The sequence below is a fragment of the Mesorhizobium sp. B3-1-7 genome (assembly GCF_006439385.1).
Lineage (GTDB): Bacteria > Pseudomonadota > Alphaproteobacteria > Rhizobiales > Rhizobiaceae > Mesorhizobium.
The window spans coordinates 1-14,064 of sequence record NZ_VFTL01000009.1; the positions used below are offsets into that span (position 1 = coordinate 1).

Genomic DNA, 14,064 nt, shown 5'->3' on the forward strand with positions numbered 1-14,064 from the left:
GACGGGCACTGCCGGCATTCGGGCGTATAGAGCGGGATGACATGGTCGCCCTTCCTGACCGAGGTCACGCCCTTGCCAACATCGACCACGATGCCGGCGCCCTCATGGCCGAGGATGGCCGGGAACAGCCCTTCCGGATCGGCGCCCGACAGCGTGAACTCGTCCGTATGGCAGATGCCGGTCGCCTTGACCTCGACCAGGACCTCGCCGTCGCGCGGCCCTTCGAGGTCCACCTCCATGATCTCGAGCGGCTTTCCGGCGGCGACGGCAACGGCGGCACGCGTTTTCATGAGGCACTCCTCCCAGGGCAATCTGTAAGTTTCAGCTAACGGCAAGCTGTTCGTGGCGAATGGCAGCCTGCCATCCGTTCGGCGTCACGGGCAAGCTTAGCGAGTTCCGCGCTGGCGGCCAACGTCTGTTGCGACGTTTTTCGGCGCGGTTCCTGCAATCGGTGCCAGCCGTGGGAGCCGGCCCGCGGGCACTTGAGGCGGGCCGGAATTGTCCATAGAACAGGACCGCTTCGCCGGAGGAACGACATCCGAATGTTCAAGAAAATCCTGATCGCCAATCGCGGCGAGATCGCCTGCCGTGTGATCAAGACGGCGCGAAAGATGGGGATCGCCACCGTCGCGGTCTATTCGGACGCCGACCGCGATGCCGTGCATGTCGAAATGGCCGACGAAGCGGTGCATATCGGACCTTCGCCGGCGGCGCAGAGCTATCTGGTCCCTGAGAAGATCATCTCCGCCTGCAAGGAGACCGGCGCGGAAGCCGTGCATCCGGGTTATGGCTTCCTGTCCGAGCGTGCCTCCTTCTGCGAGGCGCTGGAGAAGGAAGGCATCGTTTTCATCGGACCGAAGCCCAAGGCCATCAAGGCGATGGGCGACAAGATCGAATCGAAGAAGTTCGCCAGCGAGGCCAAGGTCTCGACCGTGCCTGGATGGCTGGGCGTCATCGAAGACGCCGACCATGCCGAACGGATCGCCGGCGAGATCGGCTATCCGGTCATGATCAAGGCCTCCGCCGGCGGCGGCGGCAAGGGCATGCGCATCGCCTGGAGCAAGGCGGAGGTGCGCGACGGTTTCGACCGGGCGCGTTCGGAAGCGAAAAGCTCCTTTGGCGACGACCGCGTCTTCATCGAGAAGTTCGTCGTCGACCCGCGCCATATCGAGATCCAGGTGCTGGCAGACGCGCATGGCACCGCGCTCTATCTCGGCGAGCGCGAATGCTCGATCCAGCGCCGCAACCAGAAAGTGGTCGAAGAGGCGCCGTCGCCATTCCTCGATGCCAAGACCAGAAAGGCGATGGGCGAGCAGGCGGTGGCACTGGCCAAGGCCGTCGACTACCAGAGCGCCGGCACGGTCGAGTTCATCGTCGACAAGGACAAGAACTTCTATTTCCTTGAAATGAATACGCGATTGCAGGTCGAGCACCCGGTGACCGAGCTCGTGACCGGCATCGACCTGGTCGAACAGATGATCCGCGTCGCCGCCGGCGAGAAGCTCGACATCAAGCAGAGCGACGTGAAGCTCAACGGCTGGGCGGTGGAAAGCCGCCTTTACGCTGAGGATCCTTTCCGCAACTTCCTGCCCTCGATCGGCCGGCTGACCCGTTACCGGCCGCCGGAGGAGGGCACGTTCGGCGATGTCGTGGTCCGCAACGATACCGGCGTCGCCGAAGGGTCGGAAATCTCGATGTTCTACGACCCCATGGTGGCCAAGCTCTGCACCTGGGCGCCGACCAGGCTTGAGGCGATCGACGCCATGTCGGAGGCGCTGGACAGTTTCGTCGTCGACGGCATCGAACACAACATCCCTTTCCTTTCGGCGCTGATGCAGCACCCGCGCTGGCGCGAGGGGAGGCTGTCGACCGGCTTCATCGCGGAGGAATATCCGGACGGCTTCGCGCCGGTCGAGCCGGATGGCGGGGAGAGGGCGGTGTTCGCCGCCGTCGCAACCGCGATCGAACTGCTGCGCCGCGACCGGCTCGACCGCCTGAGCGGCCGGCTGGCGCCGCATTCCGGCCATCTCAAGCGCGACTGGGTGGCGAAGATCGACGCTGACTATCTTCCGGTCGAAATCGTCGACGGCATGGTTTCCATCCCGATGGAGGTCGATCTGTCGATCGATGGCGGCAGGCCGCTGACCGTCGCTTCGGACTGGCGGCCGGGCGACGCGATCTGGCAGGGCACGGTTGGCGGCAAGAACATCGCCGCCCAGATCCGCCCGATGCTGAACGGTTTGCGCATCGCCTGGAAAGGCATGTCGGTGACGGCGCAAGCCATGCCGCCGCGCACCGCGGAGCTCGAAAGGCTGATGCCGGAAAAGCTACCCCCCGACACCTCGAAGATGCTGCTCTGCCCGATGCCTGGGCTGGTCGTCTCGATCGCCGTAGCCGAGGGCCAGGAGGTCAAGGCCGGCGAGACGCTGGCCGTGGTCGAGGCCATGAAAATGGAGAACGTGCTGCGCGCCGAACGCGACCTCACCATTGCCAAGCTCAACGCCAAGCCGGGCGACAGCCTGGCGGTCGATGCGGTGATCATGGAGTTCGCCTGAGACGAGGCGATACGGGGCCGCAAGCCTGTGGTCTGTGGGTCGATTGTGCTGGACTGGCATGGCCCCGTCCGGGACAATACATCTGCATGTATTTGAGTCTTTGGGACGGCGCGAAAAAATATGGCGGATGAACGACTTCCACGCGACCCGTTGCAGCGCGAAGCAGCCGTGAAGGCCGCGCGGCCGGAAGCGCCGGCGCGGACCTTCATCCATCTGCGCGTGCATTCGGCCTATTCGCTGCTGGAAGGCGCCTTGCAGCTTGGCGCGATCGTCGGCCATGCCGTCAAGGACGAGGCGCCGGCGATCGCGGTCACCGACACCAACAATTTGTTCGGGGCGCTCGAATTCGCCCAGAAGGCGGTCAAGGACGGCATCCAGCCGATCATCGGCTGCCAGGTCGATCTCGCCTTTTCCGGCGAGGCGAGCGACGGCCAGCGAGACCGCCGCCGGCATGGACCGGAAATGTCGCCTGTCGTGCTGATCGCCGCCAGCGAGGCCGGCTATGCCAATCTCGTGCGGCTGATCAGCAAGGTCTATCTCGAGACGCCGCCCGGCGAGCCGGTGCACCTGACCAGCACGATGCTGGAAGGCGGAAGCGATGGCCTGATCTGCCTCACCGGCGGGCCGCGCGGCCCGATCGGCGCCGCTCTGAAGGCCGACCGGCGCGATCTCGCCGAACAGCGGCTGCTCTTCCTCAAAGACCTGTTCGGCGACAGGCTCTATGTCGAACTGGAACGGGTCGCCGGCTATGACCGCATGGTCGAGAAGTCGACGGTCGACCTTGCCTACACGCATGAACTGCCGCTGGTCGCCACCAACGAGGCGTTCTTCTCCAAGCGCGACGACTATGAGGCGCATGACGCTTTGATCGCCATCGCCGAGGGCTCGGTGGTGGCCGCCGACAACCGCCGGCGGCTCGCCGCGGACAATTTCCTGCGCAGCCAGGCCGATATGGCGCGGCTCTTCTCGGACCTGCCGGAAGCGATCGACAACACGGTCGAGATCGCCATGCGCTGCTCCTACTATCCGAAGAACCGCAGCCCGATCCTGCCGCGCTTCACCGGCGCCGACGCCGCAGACAAGGACGCGGCCGAGAAGGCGGAGGCGGCCGAGCTCGCCCGCCAGGCGCGCGAAGGGCTGGAGGCGCGGCTTGCCGCGCACGGGCCGACGCCCGGCTACACGGTCGAGCAATATCGCGAACGGCTCGAATTCGAGCTTGGCATCATCGAGAAGATGAAGTTCCCGGGCTACTTCCTGATCGTTGCCGACTTCATCAAATGGGCGAAGGCGCAAGGCATTCCGGTCGGGCCGGGCCGCGGTTCGGGCGCCGGCTCGCTGGTCGCCTATTCAACCACCATCACCGACATCGACCCGCTGCGTTTCTCGCTGCTGTTCGAGCGCTTCCTCAATCCGGACCGCGTCTCGATGCCCGACTTCGACATCGACTTCTGCCAGGACCGGCGCGAGGAGGTCATCCGCTACGTCCAGCAGAAATACGGCCGCGACCAGGTCGGGCAGATCATCACCTTCGGTACGCTGCAGGCGCGCGCCGTGCTGCGCGACGTCGGCCGTGTGCTGCAGATGCCCTACGGCCAGGTCGACAAGCTCTCCAAAATGGTGCCGCAGAACCCGGCCAATCCGGTCAAGCTGGCGGATGCCATCGCCAACGAGCCGCGCTTTGCCGAGGAGGCGGAGAAGGAACCGATCGTGCAGACGCTGCTCGACACGGCGCAGAAGCTCGAAGGCCTCTACCGCCACGCCTCGACGCATGCCGCGGGCATCGTCATCGGCGATAGACCTTTGTCGGAACTGGTGCCGATGTATCGCGATCCGCGCTCGGACATGCCGGTCACCCAGTTCAACATGAAATATGTCGAGCAGGCCGGCCTGGTGAAGTTCGACTTCCTCGGCCTGAAGACGCTGACCGTGCTGGAGACCGCGGTGAAGCTGATCCGCCGGCGCGGCGTCGACATCGATCTCGCGACGATCCCGCTCGACGACCCAGACACCTACGCCATGCTGTCGCGCGGCGAGGTGGTCGGCGTGTTCCAGGTTGAAAGTGCCGGCATGCGCAAGGCGCTGATCGGCATGCGGCCGGACTGCATCGAGGACATCATCGCGCTGGTGGCGCTCTATCGCCCCGGTCCGATGGAGAACATCCCGACCTACAACGCCAGAAAGCATGGCGAGGAGGAGATGGCCTCGATCCATCCCAAGATCGACCATCTGGTGAAGGAGACCCAAGGCGTCATCGTCTACCAGGAACAGGTGATGCAGATCGCGCAGGAGCTGTCCGGCTATTCGCTCGGCGAAGCCGATCTTTTGCGCCGCGCCATGGGCAAGAAGATCCGCGCCGAGATGGACAAGCAGCGCGAGCGCTTTGTCTCCGGCGCGGTCGAGCGCGGCGTCTCAAAGCCGCAGGCCGATTTCATCTTCGACCTCCTGGCCAAGTTCGCCGACTACGGCTTCAACAAGTCGCACGCGGCGGCCTACGCGGTCGTTTCCTACCAGACCGCCTACCTGAAGGCGCATTACCCGGTCGAGTTCCTTGCGGCGTCGATGACGCTCGACATGAGCAACACCGACAAGCTGGCCGATTTCCGCCAGGACGCCATGCGCCTCGGCATCGAGGTGGTGGCGCCGTCGGTGATGTCGAGTTTCCGTCCCTTCGAGGTTGGCGAAAACAAGATCTTCTATTCCCTTGCGGCGCTGAAGGGCGTCGGCGATGCGGCGGTCGAGCACATCGTCGAGAAGCGTGGCCAGAAGCCGTTCAAGAACCTTGCCGATTTTTGCGAGCGGGTCGATCCGAAGATCGTCGGCAAGCGCGTCTTCGAAAGCCTGATCATGGCAGGCGCGCTCGATTGCTTCGGCCACGACCGCGCGCAGATGATGGCCGGCGTCGAGCGGATGATGGGCCTGGCCTCGCTGGCGCAGCAAAACGCCATCTCCGGCCAGGCCGACATTTTCGGCGCTTCGCTTGGGAGCCAGTCGCAGGCGCTCAACCTGCCGGCGACCGATCCGTGGCTTGCCGCCGACAAGCTGCACCGTGAATTCCAGGTGGTGGGCTTCTACCTCTCGGCCCATCCGCTCGACGAATACAAGGCGGCACTCCAGAAGATGCGGGTGCAGAACTGGGCGGAATTCTCGGCTGCGGTCAAACGCGGCGCCGCGGCCGGACGCCTCGCCGGCACGGTCACCTCCAAGCAGGAGCGCAAGACCCGCACCGGAAACAAGATGGGCGTCGTGCAGTTTTCCGACACGACGGGACAGTATGAGGCTGTGCTGTTTTCCGAAGGTCTGGCACAGTATCGCGACATGCTGGAGCCCGGCAGTTCGGTGGTGATTATGGTTGCAGCCGAAGACAGGCCTGAGGGCGTAAACCTGCGCATTAACTCGGTGCAATCACTGGACGACGAAGCCAGCCGCATCCAGAAAGCGCTACGCATTTTTGTCAGAGACGATGGACCATCATCGATCATTCAATCGCAGCTCAAACAGCGTGGCGACAGTCAAGTCAGCATCATCGTGCTCAAGGGAGAGGCGCAGGGCGAGGTTGAGATCGGCTTGGGGAATTATCGCGTCTCGCCGCAAATCGCCTCTGCCATGCGTGCGGTGCAGGGCGTGGTGGAAGTGGAGTTGGTCTAGCTCAGGGCGTTGCCGCCTCCGCCTCTGCCACTTGCGGTGTCTTGCGCTGCAGGTTGAGCAAGTTGCCGGCGAGGATCAGGGCGGCGCCGCCGGCGGTGAAGACGTCGATCTGCTCATGATAGAGCAGCCAGCCGACCAGCGCCGTCAGCGGCACGCGCAAAAAATCCATCGGCGAGATGATCGTGGCGTCAGCGTGGGTGAGAGCGCGCGCCAGGCAGAAATGCGACGACATGCCGGTGAAGGCGATGACGAAGATCCACGGCCAGAGCCCTGGCGAAGGGTTGTGCCAGCTATAGAGAGCGGGGATCAAGCCAACCACCGACTGGATGATCAGCATCCAGAAGATGATGCGCACCACGCTTTCGGTTTTGGTCATCGACTTCACCAGCACCATCGAGATGCCGAAGCAGACTGCGGCGCCCAGGACGACGACGTGGCCGGGGTCCATCGAACCGGCGCTTGGGCGCACGATGACGACCACGCCGATCAGACCAAGCACGATCGCCGTGAGCTTCGACCGGGACAGTCTTTCCCCCAGAAAGCTGACGGCGAGGATCGCTGTCCAGATCGGCGTGGTGAACTCGATCGAGATCAGCACGGCGAGCGGAATGAGCGTCAGCGCGTAGAGCCAGGCGGCCTGGCCGGTATAGTGGATCATGTTGCGGGCGATATGGGCGACGGACGCTCGGTGCGCATCGCGGCAAAACCGCCGCTCATCATCACCAGCGGCAAAAGGATGAAGAAACCGATCACCGAGCGCAGCTCCAGCACCTGGAAGACGTTGAGCTCGGCTGTCGTTTCGCGGCCGGCAACCGACATCGCCAGCATCGAGGCGATTGACAGAGCCATCCAGAACGCGGCTTTTGGGATCGAGGGAGCGGGCGCCATTTGGGGCCCTATGTCGCAAGCCCGGACCCGGGCCGCAACCGTTAGTGGCGTCATTCCACTGGGCCAGCGGATCGGGTGTGAAAAAAACCGTCATCGCCGCGGCGGAACCTGGCGCCTGGGCACCCGTTAAGTCCACGCTTCCATCGGAAGGCTATGATCGCAAGAGGGGACGTCTTGATGAAATCGACTGCTGCTTTGCTGGCCGCCGCCTGTCTTTTCTGCTCGACGGGCGCGCATGCAGACGAGGCGGCTTTCCTGCGCTCGCTGCAGGGAAAGTTCTCCGGCAAGGGAACGGTCAGGATCAGGACGAACACGCCGGTGATGAACATCAATTGCACCTTCACCTCGGACGCGACGGCGGACTCGCTGTCGCTTGACGGCACCTGCCGCGCGCTGCTGATCATGTCGCGGGAAATCAGCGCCGACCTGAAGGTCAGCGGGGAGAGCTACACCGGCAGCTATATCGGCTCGCGCAGCGGGCCTGCCGGGCTCAGCGGAAGCCGCAAGGGCGATGCGATCAACCTCGACATCCATTGGGCGAAAATCGTCAATGGCGACCGCGACGCGGAGCTGACGGTCGAGAAGATCGGGCCGGACAATATGCGCATGACGGTGACCGACATGGATCCGGCAACCGGCAAGATGGTGGTGACGAGCCGGATCGACCTCAAGCGGACCTGACCCCTCAATCCTCCAGCGGCTCGGGCGGATTGGCGGCGCGGCCCTTGCCGAATGTGTAGCCGGTCTCGACGGCTTTCCTGCCGAACTTGTCGCGCAGCGTGTCCATCGCGCCTTCCGCCAGCGCGCGCTTGCGCGACTGCATGTCGACAAGGTCCGGCGGATCGGCCTTTTCGTCGTCGGAGAGGTCGCTGACGCCGATGCCGAGCAGGCGGAATTTTGTGCCGTCGGCCTCGCGGCGCAACAGATCGAGCCCGGTCTGGAAAATGCGGTCGGCCAGGCGGGTCGGGTCGCCGAGCTGGCGGTTGCGGGTGCGGAGCTTGAAATCCTGCGTCTTCAGCTTCAGCACCACGGTGCGCCCGGCAATGCCTGATTTCTTCAACCGCGCCGAGACCTTTTCCGACAGGCCGCGAAGCACCGGCACCAGTTCCGCCAAGGCGGCGATGTCGGCGTCGAAGGTGGTTTCGGCAGAGACGCTCTTGGCATCGCCGCCGGGGTCGACCGGGCGATCGTCCTCGCCACGCGACAGGCGATAGAGCCTGTCGCCCATCACGCCGTAGCGCCGCATCAGGTCGCCGCGCTCCATGCGCTGCAATTGCGCAATCATGCGGATGCCGTCGCGCTCCAGCGTCGCGGCAAGCGCCTTGCCGACGCCCCAGATCATGGTCACCGGCTGTGCGGCGAGGAAGCTTGGCGCCTCGGCTTCGCCGATCACCGAAAAACCGCGCGGCTTGCGGAAATCCGAGGCGATCTTGGCCAGGAACTTGCAGTAGGAGAGGCCGGCCGAAACGGTGATGCCGAGCTCCTTTTCCACCGTCTGCGCGAAGCGCGCCAACACCAGCGCCGGCGGCATGCCGTGCAGCCGCTCGGTGCCAGCCAGGTCGAGAAAGGCCTCGTCGATCGACAGCGGCTCGACCTGCGGCGTCAGCGCCAGCATCAACGCGCGGACCTCGCGCCCGACGCCGACATATTTTTCCATGTTGGGCGGGATCACCACCGCTTCGGGGCACAGTTCGAGCGCCTTGAACATCGGCATGGCCGAGCGCACGCCCTGGATGCGGGCGATGTAACAGGCAGTGGAGACGACGCCGCGCCGGCCGCCGCCGACGATCACTGGCCTGTCCTTCAGCGCCGGATTGTCGCGCTTTTCGATCGCCGCATAGAAGGCGTCGCAGTCGATATGGGCGATCTTGAGCCGGTAGAGCTCGGCGTGGCGGACAAGGCGCGGGCTGCCGCAGCGATCGCAGCGACGCGTCTCGGAGCGCTGGAAAGCCAGGCAGTCACGGCAAAAACCGTGTTCGGGATTGTTGACAGGAGCCGCCATCGCTGCGAACATAAAGAGAACAGATGCAATGGTACGACAGCGCAAGGCTGGCAACAAGCTTGGCCTGGGGAGAACGCATGAGCACGACCATAGCACCGCTGACCCCCGAGCGCTGGCCCGATTTCGAGGACCTCTTCGGCAAGCAGGGCGCCTGTTACGGGTGCTGGTGCACGCATTTCCGGCTGGCGCCGGCGCAACGGCGCGCCAGCGACAAGGAGCGCAACAAGGATCTCATCAAGGCGCGAATCGAAACGGGCCCACCGCCGGGGCTTTTGGCGCTCGAGGACGGCAAGGCCGTCGGCTGGATGCAGATCGGGCCGCGCGCCGACGTGCCCGAATGGAACAACCAGGGCAGGGGCTCGGCGCCGGTCGATCCGGCCGATGCCGGCGATCCGGACGTGTGGGCGATCTCGTGCTTCTTCATTCGCGTCAAGGCGAGGGGAAGGGGTGTCACGCATCGTCTCGTCGAGGGCGGCATCGCCTTCGCGCGCGAGAACGGCGCGCGGCTGCTGGAAGCCTGCCCGATCGACCTGTCGCGCGATTCGCGCTCGATCGGGCTTTTCGTCGGCTCGTCGCGGGTGTTCGAGAAGGCCGGCTTCCAGAGGCTTGTCGAACGCAAGCCCGGCCGGCCGCTGATGCGGCTGGTGCTTTAGCCGGATGCGCTTTTGGCTTACAGTCGGCGTCTTGCGGCTGTAACGCTTCTTGCCTACCAGAAGCACAATCTTTCCGAGATCACGGAGAACCGACGTGAAGCGTATTTTGCCACTTGCCTTTGCCCTTGCGCTCAGCGCGCCGGCTTTTGCCCAGACTGTCGACAATCAAGGCGCCAAGGAGCTGTCCGACAATCTGGCGCGTTATTTCGGCAAGCAGGCGTTCGACAAGGGCGTGCTCAAGGTTTCGGTCGAGGGCGACGCCTACAAGATCGCGTTTGACGTCAAGTCGCTCGTCAATGCGCTGCCGGAGCAGAAGCTCCTCAAATTCGACATGGCGCCATATGCCTTGATGGTGAAGCCGCGCAGCGACGGGTCCTGGGACGTCTCGTCGAATTTCTCCCAGGGTGCGTCCTTCGAGTTCGATGGGCCGGAAGGCCGTCAGAGCATGGAATTCACGATCAAGGACGGTAAGCTGACCAGCGTCTACGATCCGGCGCTTGCCGCCTTCACCAACGCCACCAGCTCGTTGGCCGGGATGACCATGACGTCCCGGGAAGCCAAGCAGCAGGCCGATGTCTCGACCGGCGCCGGCACCGCCACCGTTACGGCGACCAAATCCGCCAATGGCGGCGTCGACTTCACGGCCACCCAGAAAGTTTCGGACTTCGTCGAGAAGATCAAGATCGACGATAACAACAGCGGAATGAATTTCCCGCTCACCTTGAAAACGCCGGAACTTTCGGTGGATGCAAACGGCAAAGGCGTGCGGACGAAGCCACTGCTCGACCTGCTTGCCTTTGCCGTGGCCAACGAGGACGAAGCCAAACTCAAGGCGAACCAGGCTGAGCTCAAATCGCTCATGCTGGCCGCGCTGCCCATCTGGGAAAGGGTCGACGGCAACTACGGCTTCAAGGATTTCGAGGTGGAGAGCCCTGTCGGCAAGTTCGGGGCCGCGCAATTCAGCACCGCATTCGGCATGGACGGCGTCTCCCAGAACGGCAAGGTCGATTACACGATCAAGGCCTCCGGGCTGACGATCCCGCACCAGACGCTGCCTGAATGGACGGTGCCGCTGTTGCCGACGGACATCGACCTGAACTTCGGCGGCGCGAATATCGATCTCGATACGATGGCCAGGAAGACGATCGAAGCCTTTGATCTCAATAAGAATCCGCCGCTGCCGGATGAATTCGGCAAGGCCCTGGTCAACGATTTCAAGGCCAAGAAGCCCAAAGTCGTGTTCAAGCACTCGACGGTGAAGAATGGCGATATCGAAGTCGCCATGGAAGGCGAGGTGTTTTTCCCGGATAGCAAGAAGCCAGATGGGAGCGTGACCATCGACATCGGCGGCTACGAAAAGATCGTCGACGCCCTGAAGGAAGCGGCCAAGAGCGATGAGCAGATGGCGCAAGCCTTCCCGTTCGCGTTGGCCGTCAAGGGTTTTGGCAAGACGCTGCCGGACGGCCGTCTGGAATGGGTGATCGACACGAAGGCCGACGGTTCGGTCAAGGTGAACGGCGCCATGCTGAAAGGCCCGGATGCCGCCCAGGGCGATAGCGGCGAGCAGAATGACGGTGCCGACATGAACGACAATTCGAGCGGCGATGACAACGCAACCAGCGGTGACGACTCGGACGGAGGCGATAATGGCGGGGCGGGCGCGAAGCTGCAGCCTTAGCGGGGCGTTAGGCCCTCACCGCGCGGGACCCTGATCTCATCAAGAGGAGAATATTGTGAGCCGTGCGTTGTCACTCGCCCTGCTGCTTGCGTTGAGCGCGCCGGCTTTCGGCCAGACCGTCGACAGTCAGGGGGCAAAGCAGCTTTCAGACAATCTGGCGCGCTACATCGGCAGAGCGGCGATCGACGAAGGCATCCTGAAGGTTTCTGTCGACGGCGATGCCTACAGGATCGGCTTTGACTTCGGCGCATTGCTCAAGAAGAACCACAGCAACGATCCGCTGACGTTCAATCTTGAGCCTTTTGCTCTGCTGGTGAGGCCACGCAGCGACGGAACCTGGAGCCTGTCATCCGATATCACGCCTGATGCGTTTCTCGATGTCGGAGGCCCCGGCGGGGCGCGCCTGTCGGTTTCCGGCGCCACATTCAGCGCCGTCTACGACCCGGCATTGGTGGCCTTCACCAGCGGGGCAAGTTCGATTGCCGACACGAAGCTGGTATCGAGGGATCCAAAAGACCCCGTCGATCTAAGCATCGGCGCCTTTACCTCTAGCTTGAATGCCAGCAAAGCTGCGGCCGGCGGCATTGATTTTACGATGAATCAGACGGCCGCTGACTTCGTCGAACACTTCACTTACGACGCGGATGAGATCGGCGTGAAGGTCCCGGGCACGCTCAGTTCGCCGAAAGTGTCGGCGGAGATTAGCGGCAAGGGGGTGCACTCGAAGACGCTTCTCGAGCTTTTGGACTTCGCCCTCGCCAATCGCGATGATGCATCGCTGAAGATCAAGCAGGGGGAACTGAAGAAGCTTTTGACCAATGCGTTGCCGTTGTGGGACCGATTGGAGGAAAGCTACCGTTTCCACGGTTTTACCGCCGAAAGTCCGGTCGGCAAATTCACTGTGGCGGACCTCAGCGCACGGACCGGCATTGACGGGATTTCGAAAAATGGGAAGGTAGACTACACCATCAAGATGGCAGGCTTGACGCTGCCCGAGCGGTCTTTGCCAAGCTGGAGCGTGGCCTTGCTGCCCACCGATGCCGAATTGCACGTCAGCGGCGTCAACATCGACCTCGACAGCCTCGCAAGGAAAACAATCGAGGCCTTTGATCTTGCCAAGGATCCACCTCTGTCCGATGAATTTGGCGAAGCCCTGGCCGCCGATTTCATGGCCAAGACCCCCAAGATCGTGCTTGACCATAGTACAATCAAGAACGACAGCGTCGAAGTCGCTATGGAAGGCGAGGTGACGTTCCCGGGAATGAAACCGCAGGCCAGCGTAATTGTCGATATAGCGGGTTATGACAAGATCGTGCAGGCTGTTCAGGAAGGCGCCGAGACTGATCCGCAAGCTGCGCAAGCCTTCCCTGGCTTGCTCGCCATCAAGGGTTTTGCAAAGACGCTGCCGGATGGTCGCTTTGAATGGGTGGTCGACGCCAAGGCTGACGGCTCGGTCATTGTCAACGGCGCGATGTTGAAGCCGGCCGATGCTGTTCAGGATAACCCCATTATCGACCCAAGCGATGCTACCGTCCCGGACAATGACCCGGACGGCGGTGACAATGGCGCGAAGCTCCAGCCCTGAGCGTCTGAGCTAAAGCCCGAGAGCGTCGGCGATCTTGGGTCCTGCCTCGCGCCAGTCCTCGACCGAGATGATGTCTTCCGGCGTTGGCGGCAAGAAGGCGCGCAGCGCGTTGTCGGCCATCAAATGGAAGAGGTGGGCATCCGCGACGGAATTGCGCGCCGAGATCAGGTTGGAGGGCTGGTCGTCGACGAAGGCGACGGGCCGGCCCTTGACGCCGCGCAGTTTCGCGATTGCCGGTCCCTTGGCCATTTCCGTCGTCAGCAGCGGATAATTTAGCCCCAGCGCATCGAGATGCGCGCGGCGCACGTCGCGGTGCTTGTGCGGCATGGCGGTCAGCATGACGATCTCGGCGCTTCGGCCGAGCATCGCCAGCGCATCCGCGGCGCCGTCGGCGATGCTTTGCCAATCCGCCTGGGCATCGAAGAATTCGCCCAGGAGCGCCGTCACCTCGGGTTGCTCGATCAGCCGGCCGGTTGCCGTCTCGGCGATGTTGCCGGTCAATCGGAAGGAAGCGAGCGTCAGGCCGAAACCGCGCGACTTCAGGTAGTGCGGAAACGGCCGGATGAATTCCAGCACGACGTCGTCGACGTCGAGCACCAGCAGCGGCCGGTCATCGGCGGCAAGTTCTTCGATCTGCCGCGCCGTCTCGGGATCATCGCTCATGTCGAACGCTCGTGGTCGTCGTTGCCGAGGGGAAGCGCGCGCAGCGCCTTGCCGACGGCGGCTGGCGGGGTACCGGTCTCCTCGGCGAAGCGCAGCAGCGTCGGCTCGTGGGCGAGGATGAACTGCAGAACGCCGGCAAGGAAGCCGGGCTCGGCTGCGGCTTTGCGGATCGAGTTCGCCTCGATGCCGGTGATCGCCAGGAAGCGGGGCAGAAGTTCGGGATCGGCGGCGACGAAGCCCAGAGCCCTGACGGCAATGGTTTCCGCTTCCTCGCGCATTGACGCTGCGTTCGCCATCATTACCTTTGGAATGGTGGATTTTTTCGAGTCTCCTTCCGCAGTAACGGCAAGCGTCGCTTGCGGCAAGCCTCCGCTCTTTCCCGTACAACGTCTGAC

At 63.4% G+C, this 14,064-nt stretch carries 10 protein-coding genes and 1 pseudogene; 6 read left to right on the top strand and 5 right to left on the bottom strand.

Annotated features, from left to right (window positions below; all coding sequences use genetic code 11):
• The coding region (locus FJ417_RS09590) for an alcohol dehydrogenase catalytic domain-containing protein (protein WP_181183192.1) at positions 1 to 290 on the bottom strand (290 nt) is incomplete at its 3' end.
• A gap of 252 nt (positions 291 to 542) precedes the next feature.
• Between FJ417_RS09590 and FJ417_RS09595 the strand changes: the two genes are divergently transcribed.
• Positions 543 to 2,555 carry an acetyl/propionyl/methylcrotonyl-CoA carboxylase subunit alpha gene (locus FJ417_RS09595; protein ID WP_140783227.1) on the top strand — a complete coding sequence of 671 codons (2,013 nt, stop codon included), beginning with the start codon at positions 543 to 545 and terminating at the stop codon, positions 2,553 to 2,555.
• A 120-nt stretch (positions 2,556 to 2,675) separates the two neighbouring features.
• Positions 2,676 to 6,200, top strand: a complete 3,525-nt coding sequence (gene dnaE / locus FJ417_RS09600) for a DNA polymerase III subunit alpha (RefSeq protein WP_140783228.1) — start codon at positions 2,676 to 2,678, stop codon at positions 6,198 to 6,200.
• A 1-nt stretch (position 6,201) separates the two neighbouring features.
• Here dnaE and FJ417_RS09605 read toward each other — a convergent pair.
• Positions 6,202 to 7,088 (bottom strand): annotated as a pseudogene (locus tag FJ417_RS09605) (DMT family transporter).
• A gap of 177 nt (positions 7,089 to 7,265) precedes the next feature.
• Here FJ417_RS09605 and FJ417_RS09610 point away from each other — a divergent pair.
• Positions 7,266 to 7,769, top strand: coding sequence for a hypothetical protein (locus tag FJ417_RS09610; RefSeq protein WP_140783229.1), 504 nt, complete (start codon positions 7,266 to 7,268; stop codon positions 7,767 to 7,769).
• A 4-nt stretch (positions 7,770 to 7,773) separates the two neighbouring features.
• Here the strand turns inward: FJ417_RS09610 and FJ417_RS09615 are convergent, their stop codons facing one another.
• A complete protein-coding gene (locus tag FJ417_RS09615; RefSeq protein WP_140783230.1) occupies positions 7,774 to 9,102 on the bottom strand; it encodes a DNA polymerase IV in 1,329 nt (442 codons plus the stop codon).
• 65 nt (positions 9,103 to 9,167) lie between these two features.
• Between FJ417_RS09615 and FJ417_RS09620 the strand changes: the two genes are divergently transcribed.
• The 3 genes from FJ417_RS09620 (at position 9,168) to FJ417_RS09630 (ending at position 13,006) form a co-directional block, all read left to right on the top strand.
• Complete coding sequence (locus FJ417_RS09620) at positions 9,168 to 9,743, top strand: GNAT family N-acetyltransferase (protein WP_140651184.1); 576 nt, start codon at positions 9,168 to 9,170, stop codon at positions 9,741 to 9,743.
• Positions 9,744 to 9,837: 94 nt separating this feature from the next.
• The gene (locus FJ417_RS09625) at positions 9,838 to 11,421 is read left to right on the top strand and encodes a DUF2125 domain-containing protein (RefSeq protein ID WP_140783231.1); all 1,584 of its coding nucleotides are present in this window, start codon (positions 9,838 to 9,840) and stop codon (positions 11,419 to 11,421) included.
• Between the two features lie 55 nt (positions 11,422 to 11,476).
• On the top strand, positions 11,477 to 13,006 hold the full coding sequence (locus FJ417_RS09630; protein ID WP_140783232.1) for a hypothetical protein: 1,530 nt from the start codon (positions 11,477 to 11,479) through the stop codon (positions 13,004 to 13,006).
• Positions 13,007 to 13,015: 9 nt separating this feature from the next.
• Here FJ417_RS09630 and FJ417_RS09635 read toward each other — a convergent pair whose 3' ends face one another.
• Both FJ417_RS09635 and FJ417_RS09640 read right to left on the bottom strand, forming a co-directional pair.
• Positions 13,016 to 13,669: a hypothetical protein gene (locus tag FJ417_RS09635; RefSeq protein ID WP_140783233.1), complete on the bottom strand. Its 654-nt coding sequence runs from the start codon at positions 13,667 to 13,669 to the stop codon at positions 13,016 to 13,018.
• Positions 13,666 to 13,965, bottom strand: coding sequence for a DUF3572 domain-containing protein (locus FJ417_RS09640; RefSeq protein WP_140783234.1), 300 nt, complete (start codon positions 13,963 to 13,965; stop codon positions 13,666 to 13,668). Before FJ417_RS09640 ends, FJ417_RS09635 begins: the two co-directional genes overlap by 4 nt.
• Between the last annotated feature and the right edge of the window lie 99 nt (positions 13,966 to 14,064).

What these genes read in the sequence shown, in the direction of transcription:
- FJ417_RS09615 (WP_140783230.1), bottom strand. Translation starts at nt 9,102, where the DNA reads ATGTTCGCAGCGATGGCGGCTCCTGTCAACAATCCCGAACACGGTTTT.
- FJ417_RS09610 (WP_140783229.1), top strand. Translation starts at nt 7,266, where the DNA reads ATGAAATCGACTGCTGCTTTGCTGGCCGCCGCCTGTCTTTTCTGCTCG.
- FJ417_RS09635 (WP_140783233.1), bottom strand. Translation starts at nt 13,669, where the DNA reads ATGAGCGATGATCCCGAGACGGCGCGGCAGATCGAAGAACTTGCCGCC.
- FJ417_RS09620 (WP_140651184.1), top strand. Translation starts at nt 9,168, where the DNA reads ATGAGCACGACCATAGCACCGCTGACCCCCGAGCGCTGGCCCGATTTC.
- FJ417_RS09640 (WP_140783234.1), bottom strand. Translation starts at nt 13,965, where the DNA reads ATGGCGAACGCAGCGTCAATGCGCGAGGAAGCGGAAACCATTGCCGTC.
- dnaE (WP_140783228.1), top strand. Translation starts at nt 2,676, where the DNA reads ATGGCGGATGAACGACTTCCACGCGACCCGTTGCAGCGCGAAGCAGCC.
- FJ417_RS09595 (WP_140783227.1), top strand. Translation starts at nt 543, where the DNA reads ATGTTCAAGAAAATCCTGATCGCCAATCGCGGCGAGATCGCCTGCCGT.